A 17,485-nucleotide genomic window follows, 5' to 3' on the forward strand; every position below is an offset into this window, starting at 1 on the left:
GTCAGCTCCTTGCCCGCTCCAGGGCGTCACGCATGGAGCGGCGAGCCATCTCTGCCGCCATGTGGGTTTTGTATTCAACGTCCCCGCGCAGATCCTCGACTGGCTCGCAGGCAGCCATTACCTTTTCCGCTGCCTGTTCTATCAGGCTGTCAGTGATCACCTGACCGCGTAACAGGTCTTCCGCTGCTGTTGCACGAATGGCCATGGGCGCCACATTGGTCAAGCCAATGCGGATGTCGCGGCAGCTATCGCCATCCAGGGTAAGAACGACGGGTGAAGCTGCGGTGGCGAAATCGCCGGTCTTGCGTTTGAGCTTGTTATAGCCGTAACCCGTATGGGGCTGGAAAACCGGCACACGAATCTCCGTCAGGATTTCTCCCTCTTCCAGCGCCGTCCAGTAGGTTCCCAGAAAGAAATCGGCAGCAGGTACGACCCTGTCCGCCTGTGAATTGCGGATGAGCAGTTCGGCATCCAGCGCCAACATCAGCGCAGGGTGGTCATTGCCGGGGTCACCATGGGCAATGTCCCCACCGATCGTGCCTTTGTTACGCACTTGCGGGTCAGCGATCAACTTGGCGACATCGACTATCAGCGGGCAGTGTTCGCGCAAAACCTCGGATGCAATCAGTTCACTTTCGGTCGTCATGGCACCGATGCAGATTGTGTCACCATCCAGACGGATACCCTTCAGTTCAGCTACGCCATTCAAATCCACCAGGTGATCAGGCTCGGCAAAGCGCAGTTTCATCATGGGCAGCAGGCTATGCCCGCCCGCCAGGATTTTGGCGTTATCGTGTTCTGCAAGAAGCTTGAGCGCATCGTTCACACTGGAAGGGGCGTGATATTCAAAACCACTCGGAATCATTGTCTCCTCCTCCATTTTTAGTGCCGGGAGGCCATTGCAGCGCCCCGCTTGTCCACTACTCTACCCCTGCCTGACGGGAAGACAACACACCAGGAATGAACTGCGGATTCCTGACACCAATAGCGGATATAGCGTATGAACAATCGAGCGGAAGAAGAAAAAACTCATTAATAATAAGGTATTTATAATATTTCACAGGCAGGCACATCACACCACCCACGAGGCCGGTAGGGTCTCTGTTAACCCCTATTCATTGGGCTATACTTGTAGGCTCAATACAGGCCCGTTTCGAGGGGATTTATTGCAGGTACCGCTTTGGAGCCGCGCAAAAACACCTGACGCTTTAGATGCCAGGATTATAAATAGTCTGATTAATTTACAGGATCAACAGTGGAGTCTATCCACCACAAATTGCAGCAATTTGAACTGGGCATGGTCTGGCTGGATGCGGACAACCGCATTTCAGCAATGAACAGTTTTGCCATGGAAACCCTGGCTGCCAAACCGGGCGATCTGGTAGGCCAGGAAGTTTTGCAATTACACCCGGAAGCCAGCCGTGACAAGGTTCGCTGGTTGCTGGAAAGCTCATCCTGCCCCATCAATTCACCGCCCCCCATGACCATGATGATCAACATCCCCGAACGGGTGTTGCTTATCAAGGTATCGAAAATGCATGGCAGGGACGGTGCGGTTGGCACCTGCATGGTTTTCTACGACCTGACTGATCTGGCCACCAGGCCGGGTGAAGACGATGATGAAAAAGATATAAGCGAGCGACCTCGCGAATTGTACAAACTGCCGGTTTACAAGAATAAGGGCGTGCTGCTTGTTGACCTGGAATCGGTTGCCGGAATCAAGGCGGACGGCAAGTATTCGACCCTATATACTGAGGAAGGGAGCTACTTTTGTAATTTATCCCTCTCGGAACTGGAATATCGCATGAACAAGAAACGCTTCCTCCGCGTGCATCGCAGTTATCTTGTCAATTTAATGTTCGCCATGGCCTTTGAAAAGATCGACGACCAATGTTACCTGATCATGAAGCACATGGACGATATCAAGGTGCCGATCAGCCGCAGCAAAGCAACCTACCTGAAACAGTTGCTGGGCATGGCTTAAAACGTCAATTTGAATCTTTAGTGCGGAGACATTCTCAGGATTGCCCCTCCGCCTGCCATTTTAATTTTTCTATACAATACCATGATAAATTACAAACACTTATACTACTTTCGGGAAGTTGCGGCCACCGGCAGCATTAGCCGCGCCTGTGAAAGCCTCAAGCTAACGCCGCAAACCATCAGCGGGCAATTGCAGCTGTTGGAAGAGTCCCTTGGCGTCAAGCTTTTCCGCAAGCAAGGCCGTAACCTGGAGCTGACAGACGCCGGGCATACGGCGCGGCGCTATGCGGATGAGATTTTCCAGCTAGGCAGCGCTTTGGAGCAGGCCTTGCAAAACCATCCATCCGGGCAGGAGCGCCTGTTTCGGGTCGGCATTGTCGATGTTGTGCCTAAAACCATTGCCTACAAGCTATTGGAGCCTGCGATGCTGCTCAATCCGCCCATCCACATTGTGTGCAACGAAGGCCCGTTGCAGGATTTGTTGGGGGAGCTGGCCATGCACCGCATTGAACTGGTGATTGCGGACAAGCCGTTGCCCAACACCATGCCGATCAAGGGGTTTTCCCATCGCCTGGGTTTCAGCGGCATCAGCTTTTTTGCGCATGCCAAGGTGGCGGCGCAATTGCGGGGTAAGTTTCCGCAAAGCCTGAACAATGCACCATTGCTGATTCCCAGTGAGGGCACTTCCGTGCGTAATGAACTGATGAACTGGTTTCACCAGCAGAAAGTGCAGCCGAAAATTATTGGGGAGTTTGATGACAGCGCACTGATGCGGGCGTTTGGTTTTGGGGGGGCGGGCATCTTCATCGCGCCATCGGTGCAGGAAGGCACCTTTACCCAGGAAGTGGACATCCAGTGCATTGGGCGGGCAGACGGGGTGATGGAGCAGTTTTTTGCGATTTCTGTTGAGCGGCGGATTAGCCATCCTGCGGTCTTGGCAATCACCAAGAGTGCGCAGGATTGGCTACAAACCAGCGGTTTGATTACAGGCCGAAATCTTCCATAGGGACACCAAGGTCACGGCAAATTTCACGCACCACTTGTTTTTCTTTATCATCAAACGAGCCGTCGGCGCTGCCAATGGCGACACAGACCCGCACCATCAGACGGGCGGCGTCCGGTTTGCTGCGCAGCTTGCCGATCACTTTCAGGGCTTCCGCTTTGCCGATCTCATTATCAAACTCAAAGTTTTCTACAATCTTATTGAAGAAGGCGATGACATCTTTGGTTTCAAACACTTTCAATTCATCGGACTGCTGGATGAATTTCATCATCTTCTGTTTTTCAGAAGAGTCAATATTGCCATCTGCCGCCGCCACCAAAGCGCAACCGGCGACACAGGCTTCCATGAATTCGCGGTTACGGAATTTGCCGACTTCGGTCGCCAGTTTTGCACGGGCTTCCCCGGCTTTTTGTTTCAAGGTATCAAAAAATGACATAGATAATCTCCTTAAGCGTTATTGGGTGTTCGCCAGTAATTTTTTGTGGCGCAAAGACGAAACAATTGACAAGGCAATGAATGTCACGCCAATCAGGCCTGTGACCACTTCAGGGATGTGGTAGTGGATGCTGAACAGCATAATGACCGCCAATGCGCCGATCCCGTAATGCGCGCCGTGTTCCAGATAAATGTATTCATCCAATGTGCCCTTATGCACCAAATGCACGGTCAGGGAACGCACAAACATGGCGCCAATCGCCAAACCCAGCATAATGATGACGACATCGTTGGTAATCGCAAAGGCACCGATCACCCCGTCAAACGAGAATGAGGCATCCAGGACTTCAAGGTATAAAAAGCCCGCCAAACCATTGCGCTTGACGCTTTTTACGACCGCGTCGCCTTCCGCCTCGTCTTCAAAAAACATATCCAGGCTGCTGACGGCAATGTATAGCACGATGCCCGCCAAGCCAGCCACCAGGATAGTCAAACGGGTTGCATCGCTAATGGGCAGGAATTCCTGCAACAGGAACAACACGATCAAGGCCAGCAGCACGCTGATCACATCGAGTTTGCCCATGGCGCTCATGCGTTCTTCGATCACATGAATCCAGTGGACATCTTTCTCGTTGTCAAACATAAAGCTCAGGAACACCAACAACAGGAACATGCCGCCAAATGCAGCGATGCCTGCGTGGCTTTCCATCAAATGCCGGGAATATTCTTCGGGATTGTTCAACGCCATATGCACGACATCAAACGTGCCCAACCCGGTCGCAATGGCGACGATCACAATCGGGAAAATCAGGCGCATGCCGAATACAGCGATCAGGATGCCGACCGTCAGGAACAGCATTTGCCACTTTTCGTCCATTTCCTTCAGGACAGAGGCATTCACCACGGCATTGTCAAATGAAAGGCTCACTTCCATGATGCCCAAAACCAACACCAGGAACACAGCGGTGGCAATGCCCATCGAGGTGGTCGCGCCCCACCAAATCGCCAGGCCGACACAGAGGATGGTGACTAAAAACGAATACTTGAAATCCTGCATCATAGCGTTATTAACTTTATCATAGGGTCAAACAAAACAGGCATCTACCATCAGATGCCTGCCAGATCATAAGCGCACTGCCCGAGGCCTTGCGCTATTTAACCAAGGTTAACGCCCATCGATGAGGCCATTGGCCCCAAACCACCGGCGAAGCCTTGGCCAACCGCTTTGAATTTCCACTCGGTGTTATGACGGTAAATTTCGCCAAACAGCATGGCGGTTTCCACACTGGCGTCTTCAGACAGGTCATAACGCGCAATTTCCTTGCCATCCGCCTGATTCACCAAACGGATATACGCATTGCTGACTTGGCCAAAGTTTTGTTTGCGCGCTTCTGCTTCATGGATGGTGACGGAAAACACCATTTTTTTGACGTTGTCCGCCAAGCCCGCCAGGTTCACATTGACTTGTTCGTCATCACCGTCACCAGCGCCGGTGCGGTTGTCGCCCAGGTGTTCCACATTGCCGCAAGCGGATTTTTTGTTGTTGTAGAAAATGAAGGAATCGTCGGACAAAACCTTGCCATCTTCACCCAACATAAACACAGAGGCGTCAAGGTCAAAGTCTGCGCCATCGGTGGCGCGGGTATCCCAACCCAGCCCCACGGTGACGGCGGTTAAACCTGGGGCTTCTTTGGTTAAAGAAACGTTGCCGCCTTTTTGTAAACTGACTGCCATATTATGAACTCCACATCACTATTATTGATAAAAATGAATTAGCCGATCTGAATGCCGAATTGGTCACACATCGCTTTTAAACCACCGGCGTAGCCTTGCCCGACCGCACGGAATTTCCACTCATTGTTGTAACGGTACAATTCCCCAAACACCATGGCGGTTTCGGTGGAATAATCTTCCGCCAGATCGTAACGGACGATTTCAGCGCCACTCACATCATTGACGATACGGATGAAGGCATTGGCCACCTGCCCGAAATTCTGCCGCCGTGCTTCCGCATCGTGGATGGTGACGGTAAAAGCAATTTTTTCAATCGCCGCCGGGACTTTGGTCAAATCCACTTTCAAGGATTCATCATCCCCTTCACCTTGCCCGGTGCGGTTGTCGCCGGTATGTTCGACGGAACCATCAGTGGATTTCAATTGGTTGTAAAAAATGAAATCAGAATCACCCCGCACTTTGCCGTTGGCGGTCAGCAAAAATGCGCTGGCGTCCAGGTCAAACCCTGAGCCGTCGGTCGTGCGTTCATCCCAACCTAAACCCACCAAAATTTTGCTTAAACTGGGGTCGGCCTTGCTTAATGAGAGGTTGCCACCCTTTTGTAAACTTAATGCCATGATTTGCCTCCTGGGAGAGTGTTTTTAGTGTTACGGATACATTATTTGGAGCCTGCCCGCCAATTCAAGCCCCAGCGGTAAGCTTGATCCATATCCTGATGGCCATGGAAATAACGCACTTCGCGGTTAACCTGCAAAGCGCCGTTGTTGTTTTCCAGCAATACAACCGCACACATGCCCAGGGAGTTGCCACCTTCGGTCAAACGAATCTCCACTGGCGCTTCGTTCGGCACATAAATGGTGACAATGCCATCCGTCTGTGCCCAGTTAGGCGCGCCCTCATAGATAAAGGCATACACCAGAATCCGTTTAAAGGTATGCCATTGTTGCCCATTGATGTGCAGCCATTCGCCTTCGCTGATCGCCCCGGTGCGGTCATCGCCTTTAAGCTCAATGAACGGGTCACTGCGGAGTGAACCAAAACGGTTGCCGAGCGCTTGGATGGCGCTGATTGTGCCGTCACGTTGTTCGTACAGGCAACCGACATCCAGATCCACCCCCTTATTGCCGCCGCCAAACAAGCCCCCCAACAAACCGCCGCTTTTCGCTGCCGGAGCCTGGCCACGGTTCCAATTCAGATTGATGCGGATTTCGCCAAAGCCTTCGGTTTTCTTTTCCAGGCTTACGCGCGGCTTGGTTTTGTCCAGCGTCACCTTGCTTAAGGAAATGGGTTTTTTCGCGGGGCTGGGCGGTGGCGGGGCAGGTGGCGCAGCCGTTGGGGCAGGGTCGCTGATTTCCACCCCAAAATGTTCCGCCAACGGTTTCAGCCCACCGGCAAAGCCCTGGCCGACGGCACGGAATTTCCACTGCCCTTGGCGCAGGTACAGCTCGCCCAGGATCAGGGCGGATTCGACCATGCCGGAGGAGGGCAGGCTGGCTTGCAAGATGGCTTGCCCGGCGGCATTTTTCACTGTGACCTGGAGGCTGCTGAAGGCACCGAAGTTGGCGCGGTTTTCATGGATGGTGGCGGTGAATGCCACTTTTTCCGTGCTTGCCAGCAAGTTCGGCAAGTCGACGCTGAATTCTGCACGGCCAGCGCTGTTTGCCAGCAACGCAACGCTGCCATTGCCGGGACGCGGTTGGCCGTAAAACACCATGTCATCGTCACCGCGCACCTTGCTGCTGGCCGTCAGGGCAAAAGCGGAAATGTCCACTTCTGCACCGCTGACTTGAGTGGGCGACAACAGGACTTCAACAGATAGTTTCTCGCGTGGTACTGGGCAATTTGCCCCGGCCACCAGTTGCGTCACTGACATCGCAATGCTCCTTATAGGGCGGCCAATACCGCAGGCATCATGTCGTTGGCGATCGCGCCCGCAGTCGGTGCGCCCACGGCCTTCATTTGCCAGCCTGCGCCATCCCGGCTGACAATCGCCATCACCACGCCGGTATGCGCGCCTTTCTCCGAGAGGTTAAATTTTGCCAGTTCGGTATTGTTGGAGTCATCGACCAAGCGGCAGAATGCGCCCTCGACTTCATTGAATGTTTGCCCACGGAATGAACAGACCGTAAACGCCAAATGCGCCACGTTGCCCGGCAAGCGGGTCAGGTCGACGAAAATGGTTTCATCATCGCCATCCCCTTCACCCGTCAGGTTGTCGCCAGAATGCTTGATGGAGCCATCGCGGCTTTGCAATTGACGGAACCATACGACATCCAGCAGGTTCTTTTGCGCATCCAGCAACAGGCAGGAGGCGTCCAGATCGATTTCATCTGCACCGCCGCCGCCAAACAGGCCACCAAAGAAACCGCCTTTTTTCGGTGCTTGCGCCGGATCCCAGCCCAACCCCATGCGCACTTTACTCAAGCCAGCGCCGTTACTTTTTTCCAAGGAAATGCGTTGACCTTTGCTTAAACTTACAGCCATGAGAATCTCCGTCATTTTGTATTGTTGAGTAGCCACAATCTTAGCGGGTCGTTTATGTGCAAACAACACTCACCCATCAATGTCGGGTTATTTCAGCTTAGTGCTTGTAATTCCACGGGTTTGCTGACTTCACCGACCAGCAAACCGTAACGCAGGGGCGCAATGGCTGGGGTTCTCCCTTGCAGGCTTTGCAGGAAAACCTCCGCTAGGTTTACCCCAGCCAGGCACGCCATCCCAAAGCCGCCGGAGGGGCGTGGGTTGATTTCCAGCAAACGCGCCTCACCTGCCGCATTCGCCTTGAACTGGATATTGAACAGGCCATTCAGGCCGTAGTGCGTGGCCAAACGTTCAACCATGCCTTGGATCTCAGGGTTATTGTCGATTTCCTGCCCATACCCCGCCTGCGGATGCTTCTTGCGTTGGATGGCGCACAGCAATTGCCCGTCCCGTCCGGCGCAGTCCACACTCCATTCCGCACCCGGCAGATGTTCCATCACCAGCAGTTCGGGAAATTCCGGCGTGTGCCCCATGCCTGCCCGCAATTCTGCCAGTGGGATTTCATACTCAACGCCTTTGAGCAAATGCGTAATGCTGTCACGCTGCCTATCCAGAATCCGGAAGCCCAAACCAAACACCGAAATGGCCGGTTTCACGCACAACTGCGCATGCTGTTGCGACAAAACGGCCACGGCGTTATCGAAACCAGCGGCATCCTGCACGCGGATGCACGCCATCGCCGGAGCCACTGTTACAGGCAGATGTTGATAAAATTCACCCTTGTGGTTCAGGTGCTTGAGTGTTTCCGGCGTGGCGACCGCAATCACCTGCGTCCCCAACGCAGCGAATGCGGCGCGCTGTTGCCCAATGAGGCGCGCCTCTTTGGCGGCCCAGAAATGGCTGATGCCATGTTCCTGACAAAAATTCAAACACCACTCGACGTAAGCGGCCCCGGTTAATCCGGCAGGCTCCAGGTAAGCCTCATCCGCCGCGAGGAAGGCCGAAGCAACGGGGTTGTTATGCGAGTAAATGACGGCCAGCCCACCCTCAATACGGGCTTGGCGCAGGTTGTGGAACACGGAACTGATACTGGAAAATGTCTTGTTGAACCAAATGCGCATGGTATGCCTTGTTTAAAATTTTAATCATGATGCTGGGTAATGGGTATGCCCTGCCAGTGTAAATGATTTTAGGCATCGGCTTCGAAATTCTTGTTATCATCCCACGCATACTCATGTATCTCGGTAACAATAATTATGATGACTTTACCCTTGGGAGCCAACTTGCCGCTCACTGGAAACCGCTGGACAGTGGGCATCACCTTTCCACACAACATCCGCCATGACTTGGGGCTGGCAGTCTTGCCGGTGAATGAAGCCAAGCAATTGGTGGCCCCGCCGCAATTGGCCCATGCCAAAGCCGCAGACTGGGCAAGCATCCAACTGGATGAAGCGGGCACCAGTTACCGCCTCACGCTCGATGTCAGCGCCTTGCCCGCCCCGAACATTACCCGCTTGTGTGTCGTGCTGTACCGCTACGGGGCGCGGGGGCCGGTGAATGTTGGCGACGCAGTCAACGTGCAAATGGATGATGTGTTCAGCCACAGCATTGCGTTGGGGGAAATGCAGGCGTCAGCGCTGATTGCCGCCGAGTTTTACCTGCGGGCAGGGCAGTGGAAAGTGCGGGCGTTGGCGGAAACCTCCGCTTACGGGCTTGCCGCCCTGGGGCGCAGGATGGGCATGGACGTGGACGAAAGCTCGCCCTTCAGCACGCCGGGCAACCGCGAACAACTGCCCGGCAATTGGACGGGGACAGCCTTCCTGGTCGCCCCCAATGTGTTCATGACCAATGCGCATGTCGCCGATGGGGCAAGCCGCATCCGCCTGAGTTCGCTGCAAGGCAATCTGGACGCCGAACCCATTATCAGCGACAGCACCAATGACCTTGCCTTGCTGCGGGCAGCCGCACCCGCCCATTTGCAAGCGCTCCCATTCCGTAGCAGCGGGGTCGGTCTGGCGCAAAGCATCACCACCCTGGGCTATCCACTGGCGGGTTTGATGGGTGCTGGCATCCAGGTCACGCAAGGGGTGATTTCCGGCTTGTTTGGGGCGCACAACGATGTCCGTCTGTTGCAATTCACCGCCCCGATCCAGCCCGGTTCCAGCGGCAGCCCGTTGCTGGACGAAACCGGCGCGGTGTTGGGGGTGGTGTCGTCCACTTTCACCCATGCGCAAAACATGAATTTCGCCATCCGTCACAGTTTGGCGATTGCATTGATGGAAGCTGCCAATATCCAATACAGCCTGCAAAGCAGCATGCAAACATTGACAGCCGCACAGATGGTCACGCAGGCCCAAAACGCCATCTGGCGGGTGGAATGCGCCAGCTGACAGCGGTAAATGCCACCATCGAGGGAGTATAAAAATGATACAAATCCAAAAAGGACAACGCCTGAAGCTGGCTGAAATTGTCCCGGAACACACGGCTTTTTTGCTGCACGCCGACTATAACGGTGCTGGCGTCACGCTGGATTTTGCCTGTTTCGGGCTGGACGCCGCCGGGATGCTGTCGGACGACCGTTACATGACCTTTTTCAACCAGCATGTCACCCCATGTGGCGGCGTTGCCTTGCAAGAAAGTGCAACCGCCAGCAGTGCGGCCTTCAAGATAGACCTCCAGCGGCTTCCCGACACCATTGAACGCTTGGTGCTGACCGCCGCGATTGATGGTCAGGCGACCATGCACGATATTCCCAATGGCACCGTCAAGTTGGAGTCGCAGGGGAAAACGGTGGCGCAGTTCAGCTTTGCAGGGAGTGATTTTGAACAGGAACGGGCGGTGATGTTGGTGGAGCTCTACCGCAAAGCCGGGGTTTGGCGGATCAGTGCGACAGCGCAAGGGTTCAATGGCGGGCTGGATGCCTTGGTCAAACATTTTGGCGCGACCGTGGCGGAAGCACCGGCCCCTAGCACCCCACCGCCGCCAGTGGTGAACCCGGCGCGCATTTCCCTGGAAAAACGGCTGGAAACAGAAGCGCCCAAGCTGCTCAGTCTAGCCAAAAAATCGGCGATCTCCCTGGCCAAAGTCGGGCTGGAAAGCCACCGCGCGAAAGTCTGCCTGTGCCTTGACATTTCCGGCTCCATGAACCGCCTGTACCGTGACGGCCTGATCCAGGCATTCTCGGAACGGATTCTGGCGCTGGGTTGCCGTTTTGATGACGATGGGGAAATTGACGTGTTCCTGTTTGGCAGGCATGTCCATCAGCCAGCCCCCATGGGCATTGGCAATTACGCGACGTATATTGCCCGCATCATCCAACAACACCCGCTGGAAGGCGACACCCGTTATGGGCTCGCCATGCAGGCTATCCGCCGCCACTATTTCCCCGACGCCGCTGGGGGTGAACGCAAAACAACCTTGCAAGCTGACATGCCGGTCTATGTCATGTTTGTGACCGATGGCGGCACGTCTGACCAAGGCTTAACCGAAAAGCAATTGCGCTGGTCTAGCCAGGAACCCATCTTCTGGCAATTCATGGGCATCGGCAAAGGTCGCAAATCCCGCTCAAAACTGCTGGCGGCGTTTGCCAACTCAGACTTTCCGTTTCTGGAAAAACTGGATGAATTGCCGGGGCGCTTACTCGACAACGCAGGCTTCTTCTCGGTGGAATCCCCCAATGAGCACAGTGATGAAGCGCTTTACGACCTGATGATGGGCGAATACCCCGGTTGGATCACACTCGCCAAACAACAAGGAATCCTCCGTTAATGGCCTTAACCGTCACCCTCGAACAAGGCACGCTCAACCTGAGCATCGAAGCAGGCGCTTATTCCCCGGATGAGCTCTTTGGCTTTGCCCAACGCCGCAACCCGAAACGCGCCTTCCTGTTTGTCTCCAAGGTGCTGGGGCGGCATATCCCGGTATCCCCGGCGGTCATGCGCAACGCGACGGACGCCTTGGCCGCACAAATTCCCGCTGACCTGCCAGGGCCGGTGGCCGTCATCGGCATGGCGGAAACCGCCATTGCCCTGGGCGCGGGTGTGCAGCAGGCCCTCAGCCGCCAGCGTAACGACACGCTCTACCTTTGCACCACGCGCCATCCGCTGGATTTGCCCATCCTGGCCGAATTCCGTGAAGAGCACAGCCACGCCACCCAGCAAGTGCTGCACCTTCCCCAGCATCCTGCCGATATTGATTTGCTGCGGACAGCGCGCACCTTGGTGCTGGTGGATGATGAAGCCTCCACTGGCAAAACCTTCGCCAATCTGCTGGAAGCCTTGCAACGCGCCGGGCTAGACCAGTTTGAGCACATTGTAGCCACCACCCTTACTGACTGGTCAGGCGGTGCCGCCGCCCAGCGTTTGGGCCCGCGCGCCAGCGCCGTATCGCTGCTGGCCGGACATTGGCATTGGCAAGCCAACGATGCGCCGCTGCCGGAAATGCCGCAAGTCGATGTGCTGGGTACGGGCGAATGGCATCCCAACCCGGCCAATGACTGGGGGCGTCTGGGCGTGCGCCAACATACGCTTACCCCGCTTGCCCAGCAGTTGGGCGTCACCCCCGGCGAACGCATCCTGGTGTTGGGCACCGGCGAATTCGTCTGGCCGCCTTTCCTGCTGGCGGAATACCTGGAGCAGCAAGGCGCCAATGTGCAGTTCAGCGCCACCACCCGTTCACCGATTGCCCTGGGGCATAGCATCCAACAGCGCTATTGCCTGCACGACAATTACGGGCAAGGCATCGCCAACTTCCTTTACAACGTCGAGCCAAGCCATTACGGCCGTATCCTGCTGTGCAGCGAGCCGCCCGCCCGTTTGCTGGATCAGGAATTAATCAACACGCTGCGCCCCACTTGCCTGGAGTTTTACCCGTGAAGCCTTTATTGCTCACCGACCTGGATGACACCCTGTTTCAGACTGCCCGCAAAATGCCGCTGGATGCGGCGAAAATCCCTGCTGCGCAAGGTTTGCAGGGCGGCGTTATCAGCTTCATGCACCCTTGGCAGCACGATTTCATCCACTGGGCGCTCGGCTGCATGCATGTCGTGCCGGTCACCGCGCGGGGTATTGAATCATTTCAACGGGTGCAACTGCCGTTCCAGCACGCAGCCGTTTGTGTGCACGGTGCCGCCATCCTGAACCCGCAAGGCATGCTGGATGCAGACTGGCATGCATACATGCGGCAGCAGCTCGCCCCCTACCAGCCGCGCTTGCCCGCCCTGTTGGCCAGCGCGTTGCAAACGGGTGAAATGCTGGGGTTATCTTTACGCGGCTGGCTGGAATCGGTAGAAGATTATGCGGCTTACTTGGTGGTGAAGAGCAATGCTTCCCGCCCGGAAGACCTGCAACAGTTATTGCATGCCTTGCGCGAAACGCTCGACTTACACGGTTTCTACATCCACATGAATGCGAATAATCTGGCCTTGTTGCCAGACCCGGTGAACAAACGCGCCGCTGCCGCTGAAATCCTGCGGCGGCATACCGCTGCACACGGGCGTGTGCCGGTGTTTGGCCTGGGGGATAGCGTGTCGGATCTGGGCTTTATGCGCTTGTGCGATTTTGCGGCCTTCCCGCCGCCCAGCCAGTTGGGTGGGCAATTGCCATGAGTGCGCCGCAAGGTTTCCACGGCTCGTATCCGCCTGATGATGTCACGTTCCTGCTGCGCCTGACCGAATTGGAAGCCACCCCGGTCGAGGAAAAGGAACGCCTGATCCAGAGCGGCCAACGCCATTATTCCGAAATGATCAGCACGGAATCCGCACCTTCTGCAGAACATCAGGCGCTCTACCAACAGGCACTGGCTGACGGCTTGCAGCGGTTGGCGACAGAAGTGCAGCAATTGGCGGTCGCCTTGCAGCAGCGCCGCCCTGGCCGCCCGCTGGTGCTGGTCAGTTTCGTGCGTGCTGGTGTGCCCCTGGGGGTGCTGCTGGTGCGGGCGTTGCGCGACCTCGGGATGGAAAGCACGCATTACGGCGTCAGCATTATCCGCGACAAGGGCATTGACCAGGCCGCGCTGGATTGGATTGGGCAACGCCATGCCTTTGGTGACATCGTGTGGGTCGATGGCTGGGTTGGCAAAGGTGCCATCCACAGCCAATTGCAAGCTTCCCTCGGGGAACGTTACCCCGAGGGGGAAATCCCTTTTGCCGTGCTGGCAGACCCGACCGGCAGGGCATGGCTGTCCGCATCGGGGGATGACTGGCTGATCCCATTCGGCATTCTGGGGGCGACCGTATCGGGTCTGGTGTCGCGCTCCATCCTCACCCATGATGGCGGTTGGCATGCCTGCATGTATTACCAGCATTTGGCTGCTTACGATGTCAGCCAGGCCTTTATCAGCGAGGTCGACCATTACCGCCGCCAGTTGGCCGCCCAGCCCCCGCTGGAATGGTTGCCGGAACAGCGCCAGGCCTTGCAGGCGGCCTCCCGCCGCATCATCCAACATTTGGTTGGCAGGTATCAAATCCGCAATATCAACCGCCTCAAACCGGGGATTGCGGAAGCCACCCGCGCCGTCATGCGGCGGGTGCCGGAACATATTTTGATACAGCGGACAGATGACCCCAATATCCGTTTATTGCGCCATCTTGCTGCAATACGGGGCATTCCCCTGCAAGCGGTCGGCGATGAACTGGCCCCGTACCATGCGATAACCATAATCAAGAAGACGTCATGAGCACACGCATTTCCCCTTACCAATTAGGCGCCACCTTGTACATGCCAGCGACGCGCCCCGACTTGCCCGATGTCATTTTGCGGCAAAAAATCCCTGACCTACGCTCGATGGTGATTTGTCTTGAGGATGCCGTGCGTGAGGAGGAAATCGCCAGAAGTTTGGCCAGCCTGCAACACTGCCTGCACGAACTAAATGAGCAGGAAGGCCGGATGCGCCCTTTGGTGTTCGTCCGGCCACGCCACCCGAAGATGGCGCAGGAATTGTTGGCCATGCAGGGGATTGGCTGTATTGACGGTTTTGTGCTGCCAAAATTTGATAACCACTCATTTGCGGCCTGGCATGCAGTGATACGGGCCGCACCTTCCCACTGGTTGTTTATGCCCACACTGGAAACCGCGCAAATGCTGGATGCGGCCGCCGTGCGGGAATTGTGTGGACGCTTGCAACATGCCGGGATTAAGCCACGGATATTGGCCTTGAGGATTGGCGGGAATGATTTGTCTTCCTGCCTGCGGCTGCGCACCCATCGCGCCCATACCTTGTACGACGGCCCGTTGGGGCATGCGGTGGCCATGCTGGTGACGCAGTTTGCGCCCGCCGGATTCCACCTGACCGCGCCGGTGTTTGAATATTTTCAGGATCACACTATCTTGCAGGCCGAGTTCCAGCGCGATTTGCTGCATGGCCTGGTAGGCAAAACCGTGATCCACCCCAGCCAGATTGCGGTCATCCATCACGCCTTGAAGGTTGATAGCCGTGACTACGAAGCCGCCTTGCAGATTCTGGATGACACCATGCCTGCGGTGTTCCAGTTTGAAGGCGCCATGTGTGAACCGGCGACCCACCACCATTGGGCGGTGCAGATCATGGAGCGGGCGCAACATTTCGGTTGTTACCTGCACTCCGTCCCCATGGCCAGCACTCCACTGGCGGCTAGCCCTTAGGCGGGCAAAGCCCACTCGACCGGCGTCCTGCCGTTGGCTTGCAAGAATCCATTCGCACGGGAAAACGGTTTGCTGCCGAAAAAGCCGCGCCGCGCTGACAAGGGTGACGGGTGGGCGCTGGCGATGATGTGGTGGCGCTGGCTGTCGATCAGCTCCGCTTTCTTCTGCGCGTGGCTGCCCCAGAGGATAAACACCACTGGCTGTTCCTGGGCGCTGATGGCGCGGATCACCGCATCAGTGAAGCTTTCCCAGCCGCGTTTCTGATGGCTGCCTGCATTGCCCGCCGCCACCGTCAGCACGGTGTTCAGCAGCAGCACGCCCTGTTCCGCCCAGGCTTGCAGGCAGCCTGTGTGGCCATTGTTGATGCCCAGGTCGTCCTGCAATTCGCGGTTGATATTGAGCAGTGAGCGGGGCAGGGGGCTGACTTCCGGCTGCACCGAAAATGACAGGCCGTGCGCATGGCCGGGGGTAGGGTAAGGGTCTTGCCCGAGGATCACCACTTTCACCTGTTCCAGCGGCGTGCTTTGCAGCGCGTTGAAACGTTGTGCGGCAGGTGGCAGGAGCAGCTTACCGGCGGCCTCCTCGGCTTGCAGGAAAGCACCCAGCGATTGCATGTAGGGTTTGGAAAATTCTGCGCCGACAGCCGCCTGCCAGGATGGTGGCAACGGATCGTTCATGCCTGCTCCACTTCAAAGCCCACAATATTGCGGGATGCCTTGCTGAACTCCACCCCCAGCAGATGGATAGGCTGCTGCAAACCCCGGTATTTGTCGGCGTAAGCCTTGTCCCTGATTTGCTGCAATGCCCTGCCTTCCGGGGCCAGTTCCACCACCTTGAATTCGAAGATATACACCTGGGCATTAAACTTCAGGGTCATGTCAATCCGCCCCAGGTTGGTGATGTCTTCCAGTGTCACATTCAAGCCCAATGAGGCGAAATAGGAATAAAACACCGAGGCATAATAGCCTTCGTAACTTTGTATGTCGTTATTGGTGTACCAGTGATAAGGGATGCTGGCGAAAAAGCTCTGGAAAAGCCGTTTCAGACCGGCAAAATCGTTGGCTTCCAGCAGCCGGTACAATTGCAGGCTTTGCACCGCCTGTTTGGATTTGTCCTTGACCAGCACCGACAGCAGGGATTCATTCAGGCTTTGGTAGACCTCACGGTTAGGGTAACCCAGTGTGTAGAAATACTGCCCGCCGAGATTTTCCTCTTTGTGGATGGTCAGGTAGCCGGTCTGGAACAACAGGGCTTCGGTGGTGATGTCATCCACGTCAAAGCTGGACAACATGCTGCTGCTGCTGATCATTTCCCCCAGATTCAGGCTTGGCACTTGCCGCTGGAACAGCAGATCCAGCAAAAAAGTCGGTGTGCCGGTTTCAAACCAGTAGCTCTTGAACTCACGCTTATCAAACAGTTGCAGAATATCGAACGGGTTGTAAACGCCTGTTCCCAGCCAGTGATAACCGTTGTACCACTCACGGATTTGGTTTCGGTTCAGACCCTCCAGTTCCGCTGCAAATATACTATCAATATCGTTGTCGGTATAACCACATAGGGTTGAATAACGCTTGTCCAGCGTAATGTCATTCAGATTGTTCAGGCCGGAAAACAGGCTGACCTTGGAAAACTTGCTCACCCCGGTCAGGAAGCTGAACTTGATATGCGCGTCGTAGTCCTTGATGTTGCCGTAGAAACCGCGCAGGAAATCACGGTTGGCGCGGGCGACTTCCGGGTATAGCAAGGCATCCAGAATCGGTTTGTCGTATTCATCGATCAGAATCACCACCGGCTGCCCGCTCTGCTGATGCAGCTTGACGATCAGGTGGGCAAAACGGCCACTCATGCTATCCACCTGCGGCGGTAACTGGTACTGCGCCTCCAGTAAACGTAATTGCGCATCCAGCGTCGCCACCAGGCTTTCTGTCTGGCGGTAATTTTCACCACCGAAGCTGAAACGCAGCACCGGATATTTTACCGACCAATCCCACTGTTGGTGGGCGGCCAGCCCTTCAAACAGCGGTTCATTGCCTTCAAACAGTTCTTTCAGGGTGTCGAGGAACAGGCTTTTGCCAAAACGGCGGGGGCGGGAGAGGAAATAATGCTTGCCTTCTTTCGCCAGCTTCACCGCCAGATGGGATTTATCCACGTAATAGTGGTTATTCCGGCGGATTTCGCTGAAGGTCTGGATACCGATGGGTAAAAGTTTGCGCTGCATCATGCTGGCCTG

At 55.8% G+C, this 17,485-nt stretch carries 18 protein-coding genes; 8 read left to right on the forward strand and 10 right to left on the reverse strand.

Features of this window, described 5'->3' with window-relative positions:
• Position 1: 1 nt before the first annotated feature.
• Positions 2–865, reverse strand: a complete 864-nt coding sequence (locus VSS37_RS19815) for an FAD binding domain-containing protein (RefSeq protein WP_324698028.1) — start codon at positions 863–865, stop codon at positions 2–4.
• Positions 866–1,255: 390 nt separating this feature from the next.
• Here VSS37_RS19815 and VSS37_RS19820 point away from each other — a divergent pair, with 390 nt between their 5' ends.
• Complete coding sequence (locus VSS37_RS19820) at positions 1,256–1,984, forward strand: LytTR family transcriptional regulator DNA-binding domain-containing protein (protein WP_324698029.1); 729 nt, start codon at positions 1,256–1,258, stop codon at positions 1,982–1,984.
• An 81-nt stretch (positions 1,985–2,065) separates the two neighbouring features.
• Entirely contained in the window at positions 2,066–2,989 is a 924-nt protein-coding gene (nhaR, locus tag VSS37_RS19825) for a transcriptional activator NhaR (protein ID WP_324698030.1), read from the forward strand.
• Here nhaR and VSS37_RS19830 read toward each other — a convergent pair.
• The 7 genes from VSS37_RS19830 to VSS37_RS19860 all read right to left on the reverse strand — a co-directional run bounded on the left by VSS37_RS19830 (position 2,967) and on the right by VSS37_RS19860 (position 8,757).
• Positions 2,967–3,422 carry a tellurite resistance TerB family protein gene (locus tag VSS37_RS19830; protein ID WP_324698031.1) on the reverse strand — a complete coding sequence of 152 codons (456 nt, stop codon included), beginning with the start codon at positions 3,420–3,422 and terminating at the stop codon, positions 2,967–2,969. The two genes, nhaR and VSS37_RS19830, sit on opposite strands and share 23 nt — an antisense overlap.
• A gap of 18 nt (positions 3,423–3,440) precedes the next feature.
• Entirely contained in the window at positions 3,441–4,481 is a 1,041-nt protein-coding gene (locus tag VSS37_RS19835) for a DUF475 domain-containing protein (protein ID WP_324698032.1), read from the reverse strand.
• A 95-nt stretch (positions 4,482–4,576) separates the two neighbouring features.
• Entirely contained in the window at positions 4,577–5,155 is a 579-nt protein-coding gene (locus VSS37_RS19840) for a TerD family protein (protein ID WP_324698034.1), read from the reverse strand.
• 38 nt (positions 5,156–5,193) lie between these two features.
• Entirely contained in the window at positions 5,194–5,772 is a 579-nt protein-coding gene (locus VSS37_RS19845; protein WP_324698035.1) for a TerD family protein, read from the reverse strand.
• 41 nt (positions 5,773–5,813) lie between these two features.
• Positions 5,814–7,028, reverse strand: coding sequence for a TerD family protein (locus tag VSS37_RS19850; protein WP_324698037.1), 1,215 nt, complete (start codon positions 7,026–7,028; stop codon positions 5,814–5,816).
• Positions 7,029–7,039: 11 nt separating this feature from the next.
• Positions 7,040–7,639, reverse strand: coding sequence for a TerD family protein (locus tag VSS37_RS19855; protein WP_324698038.1), 600 nt, complete (start codon positions 7,637–7,639; stop codon positions 7,040–7,042).
• Between the two features lie 92 nt (positions 7,640–7,731).
• Positions 7,732–8,757, reverse strand: a complete 1,026-nt coding sequence (locus VSS37_RS19860; protein WP_324698039.1) for an ATP-grasp domain-containing protein — start codon at positions 8,755–8,757, stop codon at positions 7,732–7,734.
• Between the two features lie 135 nt (positions 8,758–8,892).
• On the opposite strand from VSS37_RS19860, the gene VSS37_RS19865 reads away from it, so the two are divergent.
• From VSS37_RS19865 to VSS37_RS19890, 6 genes are read left to right on the forward strand one after another with little or no spacing between them, the layout of a single operon-like run.
• Positions 8,893–10,026 (forward strand): trypsin-like peptidase domain-containing protein, encoded by a 1,134-nt coding sequence (locus VSS37_RS19865; RefSeq protein ID WP_324698041.1) that lies wholly within the window; start codon positions 8,893–8,895, stop codon positions 10,024–10,026.
• Positions 10,027–10,060: 34 nt separating this feature from the next.
• A complete protein-coding gene (locus VSS37_RS19870) occupies positions 10,061–11,404 on the forward strand; it encodes a VWA domain-containing protein (protein ID WP_324698042.1) in 1,344 nt (447 codons plus the stop codon).
• Entirely contained in the window at positions 11,404–12,510 is a 1,107-nt protein-coding gene (locus VSS37_RS19875) for a phosphoribosyltransferase domain-containing protein (RefSeq protein WP_324698043.1), read from the forward strand. The genes VSS37_RS19870 and VSS37_RS19875 overlap by 1 nt, the downstream gene beginning before the upstream one ends.
• Positions 12,507–13,241, forward strand: coding sequence for an HAD family hydrolase (locus tag VSS37_RS19880; protein ID WP_324698045.1), 735 nt, complete (start codon positions 12,507–12,509; stop codon positions 13,239–13,241). The genes VSS37_RS19875 and VSS37_RS19880 overlap by 4 nt, the downstream gene beginning before the upstream one ends.
• Positions 13,238–14,311 (forward strand): cysteine protease StiP domain-containing protein, encoded by a 1,074-nt coding sequence (locus VSS37_RS19885; protein ID WP_324698046.1) that lies wholly within the window; start codon positions 13,238–13,240, stop codon positions 14,309–14,311. The genes VSS37_RS19880 and VSS37_RS19885 overlap by 4 nt, the downstream gene beginning before the upstream one ends.
• On the forward strand, positions 14,308–15,255 hold the full coding sequence (locus VSS37_RS19890; RefSeq protein ID WP_324698047.1) for an HpcH/HpaI aldolase/citrate lyase family protein: 948 nt from the start codon (positions 14,308–14,310) through the stop codon (positions 15,253–15,255). Before VSS37_RS19885 ends, VSS37_RS19890 begins: the two co-directional genes overlap by 4 nt.
• Here the strand turns inward: VSS37_RS19890 and ung are convergent.
• Together ung and VSS37_RS19900 are read right to left on the reverse strand one after the other, a co-directional pair.
• Entirely contained in the window at positions 15,252–15,932 is a 681-nt protein-coding gene (gene ung / locus VSS37_RS19895; protein ID WP_324698049.1) for a uracil-DNA glycosylase, read from the reverse strand. The genes VSS37_RS19890 and ung overlap by 4 nt on opposite strands.
• Positions 15,929–17,476, reverse strand: a complete 1,548-nt coding sequence (locus VSS37_RS19900; RefSeq protein WP_324698051.1) for a PD-(D/E)XK nuclease domain-containing ATP-binding protein — start codon at positions 17,474–17,476, stop codon at positions 15,929–15,931. The genes ung and VSS37_RS19900 overlap by 4 nt, the downstream gene beginning before the upstream one ends.
• Positions 17,477–17,485: the final 9 nt, after the last annotated feature.

The organism is Candidatus Thiothrix phosphatis, assembly GCF_035668035.1.
Taxonomy (GTDB): domain Bacteria; phylum Pseudomonadota; class Gammaproteobacteria; order Thiotrichales; family Thiotrichaceae; genus Thiothrix; species Thiothrix phosphatis.

Coding starts and splice junctions, on each gene's coding strand:
- VSS37_RS19865 (WP_324698041.1), top strand. CDS start 8,893: ATGATGACTTTACCCTTGGGAGCCAACTTGCCGCTCACTGGAAACCGC.
- VSS37_RS19875 (WP_324698043.1), top strand. CDS start 11,404: ATGGCCTTAACCGTCACCCTCGAACAAGGCACGCTCAACCTGAGCATC.
- VSS37_RS19890 (WP_324698047.1), top strand. CDS start 14,308: ATGAGCACACGCATTTCCCCTTACCAATTAGGCGCCACCTTGTACATG.
- ung (WP_324698049.1), bottom strand. CDS start 15,932: ATGAACGATCCGTTGCCACCATCCTGGCAGGCGGCTGTCGGCGCAGAA.
- VSS37_RS19850 (WP_324698037.1), bottom strand. CDS start 7,028: ATGTCAGTGACGCAACTGGTGGCCGGGGCAAATTGCCCAGTACCACGC.
- VSS37_RS19885 (WP_324698046.1), top strand. CDS start 13,238: ATGAGTGCGCCGCAAGGTTTCCACGGCTCGTATCCGCCTGATGATGTC.
- VSS37_RS19860 (WP_324698039.1), bottom strand. CDS start 8,757: ATGCGCATTTGGTTCAACAAGACATTTTCCAGTATCAGTTCCGTGTTC.
- VSS37_RS19855 (WP_324698038.1), bottom strand. CDS start 7,639: ATGGCTGTAAGTTTAAGCAAAGGTCAACGCATTTCCTTGGAAAAAAGT.
- VSS37_RS19815 (WP_324698028.1), bottom strand. CDS start 865: ATGATTCCGAGTGGTTTTGAATATCACGCCCCTTCCAGTGTGAACGAT.
- nhaR (WP_324698030.1), top strand. CDS start 2,066: ATGATAAATTACAAACACTTATACTACTTTCGGGAAGTTGCGGCCACC.
- VSS37_RS19835 (WP_324698032.1), bottom strand. CDS start 4,481: ATGATGCAGGATTTCAAGTATTCGTTTTTAGTCACCATCCTCTGTGTC.
- VSS37_RS19830 (WP_324698031.1), bottom strand. CDS start 3,422: ATGTCATTTTTTGATACCTTGAAACAAAAAGCCGGGGAAGCCCGTGCA.
- VSS37_RS19900 (WP_324698051.1), bottom strand. CDS start 17,476: ATGATGCAGCGCAAACTTTTACCCATCGGTATCCAGACCTTCAGCGAA.
- VSS37_RS19840 (WP_324698034.1), bottom strand. CDS start 5,155: ATGGCAGTCAGTTTACAAAAAGGCGGCAACGTTTCTTTAACCAAAGAA.
- VSS37_RS19870 (WP_324698042.1), top strand. CDS start 10,061: ATGATACAAATCCAAAAAGGACAACGCCTGAAGCTGGCTGAAATTGTC.
- VSS37_RS19845 (WP_324698035.1), bottom strand. CDS start 5,772: ATGGCATTAAGTTTACAAAAGGGTGGCAACCTCTCATTAAGCAAGGCC.